This is a genomic window from Microseira sp. BLCC-F43, from assembly GCF_041929235.1.
Taxonomy (GTDB): Bacteria; Cyanobacteriota; Cyanobacteriia; order Cyanobacteriales; family Aerosakkonemataceae; genus Microseira.
Genome location: NZ_JBHFNP010000158.1, coordinates 1 through 7,109, shown reverse-complemented (window position 1 = coordinate 7,109; position 7,109 = coordinate 1). Strand labels below are relative to the sequence as shown.

The 7,109-nt window shown below is 51.9% G+C and carries 4 protein-coding genes and 1 pseudogene; 1 reads left to right on the top strand and 4 read right to left on the bottom strand.

Annotated elements, in window-relative coordinates:
• The 3 genes and pseudogenes from ACE1CM_RS22600 to ACE1CM_RS22590 form a co-directional block, all read right to left on the bottom strand.
• Nucleotides 1-781, bottom strand: a 781-nt coding sequence (locus tag ACE1CM_RS22600; RefSeq protein ID WP_374880585.1) for a hypothetical protein, incomplete at its 3' end; no start/stop codon positions are given.
• A 337-nt stretch (nucleotides 782-1,118) separates the two neighbouring features.
• A pseudogene (locus ACE1CM_RS22595) lies at nucleotides 1,119-1,286 on the bottom strand (IS3 family transposase); the annotation flags it as partial.
• Between the two features lie 246 nt (nucleotides 1,287-1,532).
• Entirely contained in the window at nucleotides 1,533-5,570 is a 4,038-nt protein-coding gene (locus ACE1CM_RS22590) for a hypothetical protein (protein WP_374880583.1), read from the bottom strand.
• Between the two features lie 860 nt (nucleotides 5,571-6,430).
• Here ACE1CM_RS22590 and ACE1CM_RS22585 point away from each other — a divergent pair.
• Entirely contained in the window at nucleotides 6,431-6,859 is a 429-nt protein-coding gene (locus ACE1CM_RS22585) for a transposase (protein WP_374880581.1), read from the top strand.
• Between the two features lie 137 nt (nucleotides 6,860-6,996).
• Here ACE1CM_RS22585 and ACE1CM_RS22580 read toward each other — a convergent pair.
• A partial coding sequence (locus tag ACE1CM_RS22580; RefSeq protein WP_374880586.1) for an IS3 family transposase occupies nucleotides 6,997-7,109 on the bottom strand: 113 nt, incomplete at its 5' end.

The window sequence follows — 7,109 nt, the reverse complement described above, 5'->3', positions numbered from 1 at the left end:
TCACCACCGCCGTGTTGCGCAGGTTGCCCGCATCGGCGTCGGCCTGGGTCACCGTGTACGTACCCACCAGCTGGCAGGTCGCACCCGGCGCCACATTCGGGCAGGTGATGCTGTTCGGGGTGATCAGCGCATCGCTCACCACCACGCCAGTCAGGGTCGTGTTGCCCGTATTGGTCATCGTGACCGTGTAGGTCAGCACGTCGCCCACCGCGACCGCACCATCGGTGCTGTCATCGGTGACCAGCTTCCCGAGCGATTGAGCTGGTGAAAAATCCTGAATAACTACTTCTGCGGTAGTTACTCCCCCGAGAATGTAACCGGTATTACTTCCAACTGTTACGGATACAGATTCATCGACTTCAACGACAGCATCTTCAACACTCGGGAATGAGACTGTCGCGAAGCTTTCACCTGATTCAATTACTACGAAATTCGGGAACCCAAGATAGTCGATACCACTGCTAGCGGTACCTGCATAAGTAAGAGGGACGACGATATCCTGAGTTGACACTCCACCAGTCAATACAACAGTGAACACAACATCATCGCCCTCCTTAACAGATGCGCCTGCACGAACTTCAACCACCAAAGGAGCGACAACGCTAGTTACATAACTCTCGTTGTCGACAGGATCAAAGTCAGGCGATCCATCAACAGGCATCACACGAACCAGCTTTGTTACTGAATTCTGAGACTCTGCATCAGCAACAAAAAAAAGCGCTGAAACTAATACAAAAACAAAAGAGAATTTGCACGCGGACTCAACAAGCAAACGGAACATGACGACTCCACGACCAGAACGCTCTTGAACCCAAGCGTGACTTTCTAGACAACGATTAAAAGCACCTCCCCCCCTACTCGGGCTACAAAAAAAGCCGACTTAGCTACTACTACGAACTCGTAAGCGAGCGCCAGAACTTGACCGCCTGAAGCCTAGTCCAAATCAATCTAAAACCTAGACGCCCCCCCTGCTTTCAGAAGCGGGTATCTTTAGAGTGAAAGTTCCATCACCCCCGCGATCCCAGGCCGTCATTCGGTAGAGATGCCGTCTTCTTTGATACCTGCAGGTTCCTCGGGGCCGGTGATTCTCGGCCCACCACCGTCTTAGCTCGCGGATCTCATCTTCCAACACGCGCGCCCGCTTGAGCTCCGATGGCCCCATACAGCCGCTTCATCCGCCAAACCGAGAACGTGACTTCTGCAGTGCTCGTCTTGTGGCAGATCTCACCCACCGCAATGCCTAGCTCGACCTGCTTGAACGCGTAGGCGATCTGCTCCTCGGCAAACCGGGCCCTCTTTGCCGTTTGACTCCTCGTGGCCCGGTCGAGGCGAAGTCTTTACTTCACGGTGTCCGGCCATCCAAGCGTTACTCAACCCGACACTGAACGTTCAGACATACGAGAGACATCGCTGTGAACAAGCGCATGAAAAGTCGTGAGTCTCGATCCTGCAGACTCACGACCACACAGAAGTGCCTATCCCCCCAAAAATCCCGAGCGTTCTGAGCTAGGAAATCAAAATGTCAATCTACCTCAAGGAGATCCGCTAGCCGTGACTACGCAAACCAAATTGAGCACGATCGATGCGCCCGATGGAATACTTGGAACAACAAGTCCGGAGGTCTGCAACTCCTCTGCCGTCAAAGAGTTTGGACACACAGCGCCATTAATAGCACTACAAGAAACTGTAGAGGGCGCGATGCCGCAGTCAATGCCTGGCTGGGGAGGACTTGTAACCACTGCGCCGTTAGAATCTGCGGGACCGTTGTTTTCAACAAACACCGAGTAGCGAGCCAACCCGCCGGAGGTGAAGAGATCAGGCTCAGCATCTATAGATATCGCAAGATTTGTTTCAAGGGGTATGAGCATACCGTTTACCTCAACGTCGACCACGCCATTGACGGGAATGACCACAGGATCGGGAACCGAGGATTCCTGCCAAACATAGCCTCTTGGTGGGGCGGACCTGCCAACTTCAACTACACCACAACTATCTTCTGCTCGCAGCTCACCGAGCTCCACCTGCATCGCTTGTGGGAAACCCGAAAGGACAACAGAGGAAGTTTTTCTCTCGGGACCACAAACCACATCAAACGTGAAGTCAAACGGACCAAAGTCGGTTGGCTCAGGAATGCCGATGGGCCGAGCAAGTACTTTTTTGACTCTCAATCTGCCATTCGTCTTCCTTTCCAAAAAATCAAAGCCAAGCCCAACAGAGCCAGCCGTGACCACAATGCCCGCTATCAACCTACCTGAAGCATTGCCAGTTAGGACGCCATCGAAACTACCGGCCTTTGAGCCGATGTTAGTCCAGTTTACATCTGGGGTCACAATAACATCCCAAGTGCCGCTAACTACACCCGGAAAACCAGATGCACCGTCCACAAGTGCCCCAGGAGAGAACCGAAAAAATCCATTAGTATCCGTAAGCGCTTCATGGCTCTGTCCCAAAACGCAGTTCGGGCTAGCAGTACAGACAATACGAACATTGACGTTTGGAATTCCCGGCTCGTTCTCCTCGGCGAAACTGTCTCCATCAACATCTTCAAAAACGCGACCAACGATTGATGCCCCGGGACGCCCTCCAACAGTGACTAAGCCAGCGTTTACAAGAATGACACCATTTGGTTCGTTAACGCGGCCATAAACATTATTTACGAGACGGGATTCTCTATCGAGACTCGAACGGACCTTTAGGGTTATCGTTGCAGTTCCGCCATAGCCAGCGTTCAGTCCTTGCGCACTAGTGAACCGAAGGGCAGTTACATTGTCTGGAAATGGACCTGACGAGTAAGGAATCCAACTGACACCCGAAGGTGCATCCTCGCTACCGGACGTCATGACCGTAGCCAACACGGACGATGCGGATGACGTTGTGTACTCTACAGACATGAGCCCCTGCGCGAATGAATTCATCGCTGCAGTTACAGACTGTACTTGAATCTGACTTACGCCAGTAGTTCCCCTACCGTCGCCACTGTACGGGAGAACATCGACGAATCTGATCCGTCCACGATTCTCGCTAGTAGTGTTGCCAAAGCTAATGGTATAAGTGAATGGCTCACCGCTAGTAACTCTTATCATCGATTCTCCAGGCACCGATGTGTCATTGAAACCGCCAGAGGTGATCGATTTGCTGACCTCAAAAGTCGAAACCCCATTCACTGTGATACTTCTTCCCTCCGTCCGGTCTGTGCTCGAGTTGCTGCTTCGAACTGCACCTGTGTAGTCGTTTGCGGCACTAATCAAGCTAGTGAAAGCATGCACCGTTGCGTTGGGGGTGATCCGCGATGACCGCACCTGAAATGATATGGGAGCATAGGTGGTCACATGTCCAGAATGGCCGGTGGAAGCAGATCCGCCTCTGGCCATTAGGTTTCCAAGAGTTATGGTTACGCGCGCAGGAAGGCCATCGTCCGCGGTACCCGGCAATCCATCCGCGCCTAGATTGGCTGGCCGCACTGTATATGTCGCACCGGAGGGCAAACTTGGGGCGATAGACTCATCGATGGGCTCAAAGTACGTATTTGGAAAATCCACTACCACCTGTACCTGTTCCGCAATCGCGTCGAACCCGGATGCTGCTGCACCTACTGTTCTAGGTATAACAGTCAGTGGGAAAACCTGCCCCGGCGCGATGCTCAAAGGTACATCAGTGAGGCTATGCCGAACTAAAGCGCTAACAGCTTGAACGCTTCCACCCCTATCTCGAGCAATGGTTGGCGTAGCGGGCGTGAAGGTAGAGAACCGGACCGCAGGCTCGACATTGTTATAGCTTTGCCTGAACCAAGGTAGTTGCGCCTGCAGCTGATCAGGCACGGCCTTAGCTAGCGACAAAGCACTCGTGCTTCTACGCTTGGGTATACTCAGTCCCATCACCCAGCCTGGTCGCAGGCCCACCGATGTGTCTTCACTGTCCAAAGGGGCGTCGATTCTGTATCGAAATCGCACACTGGTGATCGCATTACTAGATATTGCATCCCACGCCGAAACCCACCCCGCTGCACCATCTCCGGCGAGGCCACAGCTTGCACTTCGACGAGCCGCATCGTCTGCGTACGCCTGCGCAGAGTACTCCACGATGTAATCCGTGCTACTGACCTCCGCCCAGCCGAGTGAATCAGGATTAAGAAAGCCACTCGCCGTGCTTGGACTGGTTCGGAGTACAGCTCTACCCGTAATCTCCATTAGCATCGGGTCCCACGTTATGCATCCACCGAACATATGAAAACTTTCGGGACTAGCGGGATCGTTCCTGAACCCAGAAAGCGTTACAAAATTCTGATTGGGCAGAATTTTCTCGTCATTTGCCGTCTCGCCGTTGTTATCTGCATAAATGAGCGAAGAACTAGTTGATACCGCGCCCGAGTTCAAACTTATGAACCGCGTCGGCGCAGTTCTATCAATAGCTATGCGAATACAAGCCGGAACTGTATCCAAGAAAGACCCTGTCTCCATGCAGTCATAATCCGGCGCATGCACTGTCGCATTCGGGTCAATGTTCAAACCACCCGAAAGGCCTCTTGGCTGGTCCCAAGTAGTACGTGTTTTCAAGTAACTTAGCGTAGAGGGAGGAAAGTTTGGGCTTTCCGGCACCCAAATCGTTAGCGCAGTTGATGCTAAATCCTTGAATCCTGTAGCCGATGTATCTACCGAAAGAAAGTCTTGTCTTGCGTCCTGCATCACGACCAAAATGTCACTGCCAGCGCCACCGGGTTGCGTGCATGTGCGCGTTCCGCCGCCACTAGCTGCTGAACACGAGCCGAGCATTACCGCACCCTGCTGCACCTTGATCCTAAATTGGACAGGACCGGCAATACCATCTTGACCCTTAAAAAGAGTCTGAGATCCAGAGCTAAGGTTCGAGCCAAACCTTACAAGCTGTTCAAATGAGCGGCCCCATTGTCCATTGTTCTGGACACGGCCCAACCTCTGACTGTAAAGCACGAAAGTAGCCTTGGCATCACCTGCAGACACAATCAGATCCGGCGAACTAGTCGATGTGGCGCCGGATCTAGCGCTTAGACGAACCTGCGTACCATTTGCTAAAGCGCCCACAAATGCTTTCACGTTGAAAGCCTGCGTTCCGACAACTGGCGCAATGTTGCATGTCAGCACGCGACGATCCGAGCTCAGCGTCCCTCCTCCAGTTCCATTACACACTGTTGAAGCAGTGGCCGTCGATTCGAAGACCATGCCAACTGGGAGCGTAAGAACTAGGGAACTTGAAGCTGTGCTTACTGCATTGTATTGAACGGAATAAGTGACTTCGTCGTTAGTCCTGACAATTCCATTACTAGAACTTGTGTCACCCCCAGGAACTTGTGTTGCGGAGAAGGGCGCTGCGCCGTCGCTTACGATAGAAACGCGAGTGGGGCTTATCTGGGCCACAGAAACCTGCGATGCAAACAACAACGAGCCTGCGACAACCATCAGCAGCTTGCGCGCAACCGAATAAAGCGGCGATGAATAGTCAGTGCGTGCAATCACCTGAAACGCTTTAGAAGTTCTATAGCGTGTGTGACTGAGATATAACTGGCCCGATCGCCTTGAAGCAACGTTGGTGTTCATAGTGTCTGTCTCGTATCCAGTCAAAGACTCACAGAAGAAGAAACGTAATGAACGCCCTTAACCCTACCCATGCTGGCAACTTGGATGCCGCAAAGGCGTAAATCGGCTCAAGTGCAAGAGAACTCGAAGATTGACAGTCAACTGGTGCCCTCCTGATAGCAGACTGTTCTTGGCCACTCGACCACATGCAGCCCTCTTCTTGAAGACTGGGTAGGGTATGACCTCTCCAGAGCGTTAGCTGATTGAGGGTTAGCTAACTCAGCAATCTTGTACTGAGGACTATGAAATGCGTGCTGCCGCGAGTGGCGTAGACCTTTGTGTCGACGCGATGTTTACAAGCGATGATGAAAAGCAGATACAGAATCGCAAAATTATTCAGTCATGCATTTCTGCGAAGTGGGCACTTCGCCATACGAAATTTGTCGATTCTGACGACAATTATTCGATGTATGAAGATATTGCATTCACTCTCATTGGGCACGATTGGCGAAGAGTCATTGACCATGCCCTACGCGTAGCCGCACCAGTCGCACTGGGAATCTGTGCACACCAAACGCGATCAATCACCGGACGTGTATTTGTCTCGGCGGCAGACTATACGCTGATCTTCCTCGCGGTCTTCCTGCTCTGGTATGAATTTGTTTCTTCCATTGACGAGCAGCGGCAGAGATCTAGGTCTAGCTCGATAATTTCGAATAGGAAGTAATCAGGAGGTTTTTATCTGCATATTATTTTTTATAATTTATCCATCATTTATGTCATCAAGCAACTTGATCGCGCGCTAGTGAACTACGATTAGGCAAATAGTTGCCATAATCGCATTATAAAAACTTGCTCTAATTCATCTCTCAGGAAAGCCCATGGCGAATGTTATGGATGTACACAGCGAGATCACGAGATCGAGGAAACTAGAGCGCTCTCGCAGCGTGAGCAAAGGATTAGGTAGAGTAGAAAGCTCACCTTATAGGCAAGTCTACGTACCTAAACTATCGGACGCTGAGTGGATGCATACTCTTGGGTTTTTGCCAGGGCGAGTAGGTGCCAGGGCGAGAAACGGTGGAGATGCCCGAAATTTCCTAGATAGCGTTCTCTGGGTAGCGCAAACTCGTGCGCTCTGGTCAGACTTGCCGCAAGAGTTCGGACCACCTCATCGTATGTACGTCCGATTCATTCGTTGGAGTGTCGACGGCACATGGTTCTTCGTTCTGTCCAGCTTTAGTCCTCGCGACGAGAGACATGTCAGGCTTTTTGAGCTCGTTGAGGGTTACCTTTCTCGCAAAAGGAGGTAAGCGTTCAACTTCACATGAAATCGCAGTCCCATGACACGGGACTGCTGAACGTTAGTTATTTCTGTATATTCTATAAGGGCGGCGCAGTTGTGGAGTTACCCGCATTTGGTGTGGACCGGCCAGAGTTCTGTAGACACTCAGTCGCCGCTCTGCGCGTAGCGCCTTTCAAACTCTACCGATGACACGCCGCCAGCGGAACCATGCCGGCGGATCGGGTTGTAGAACATCTCGATGTAGTCGAACACGTCCG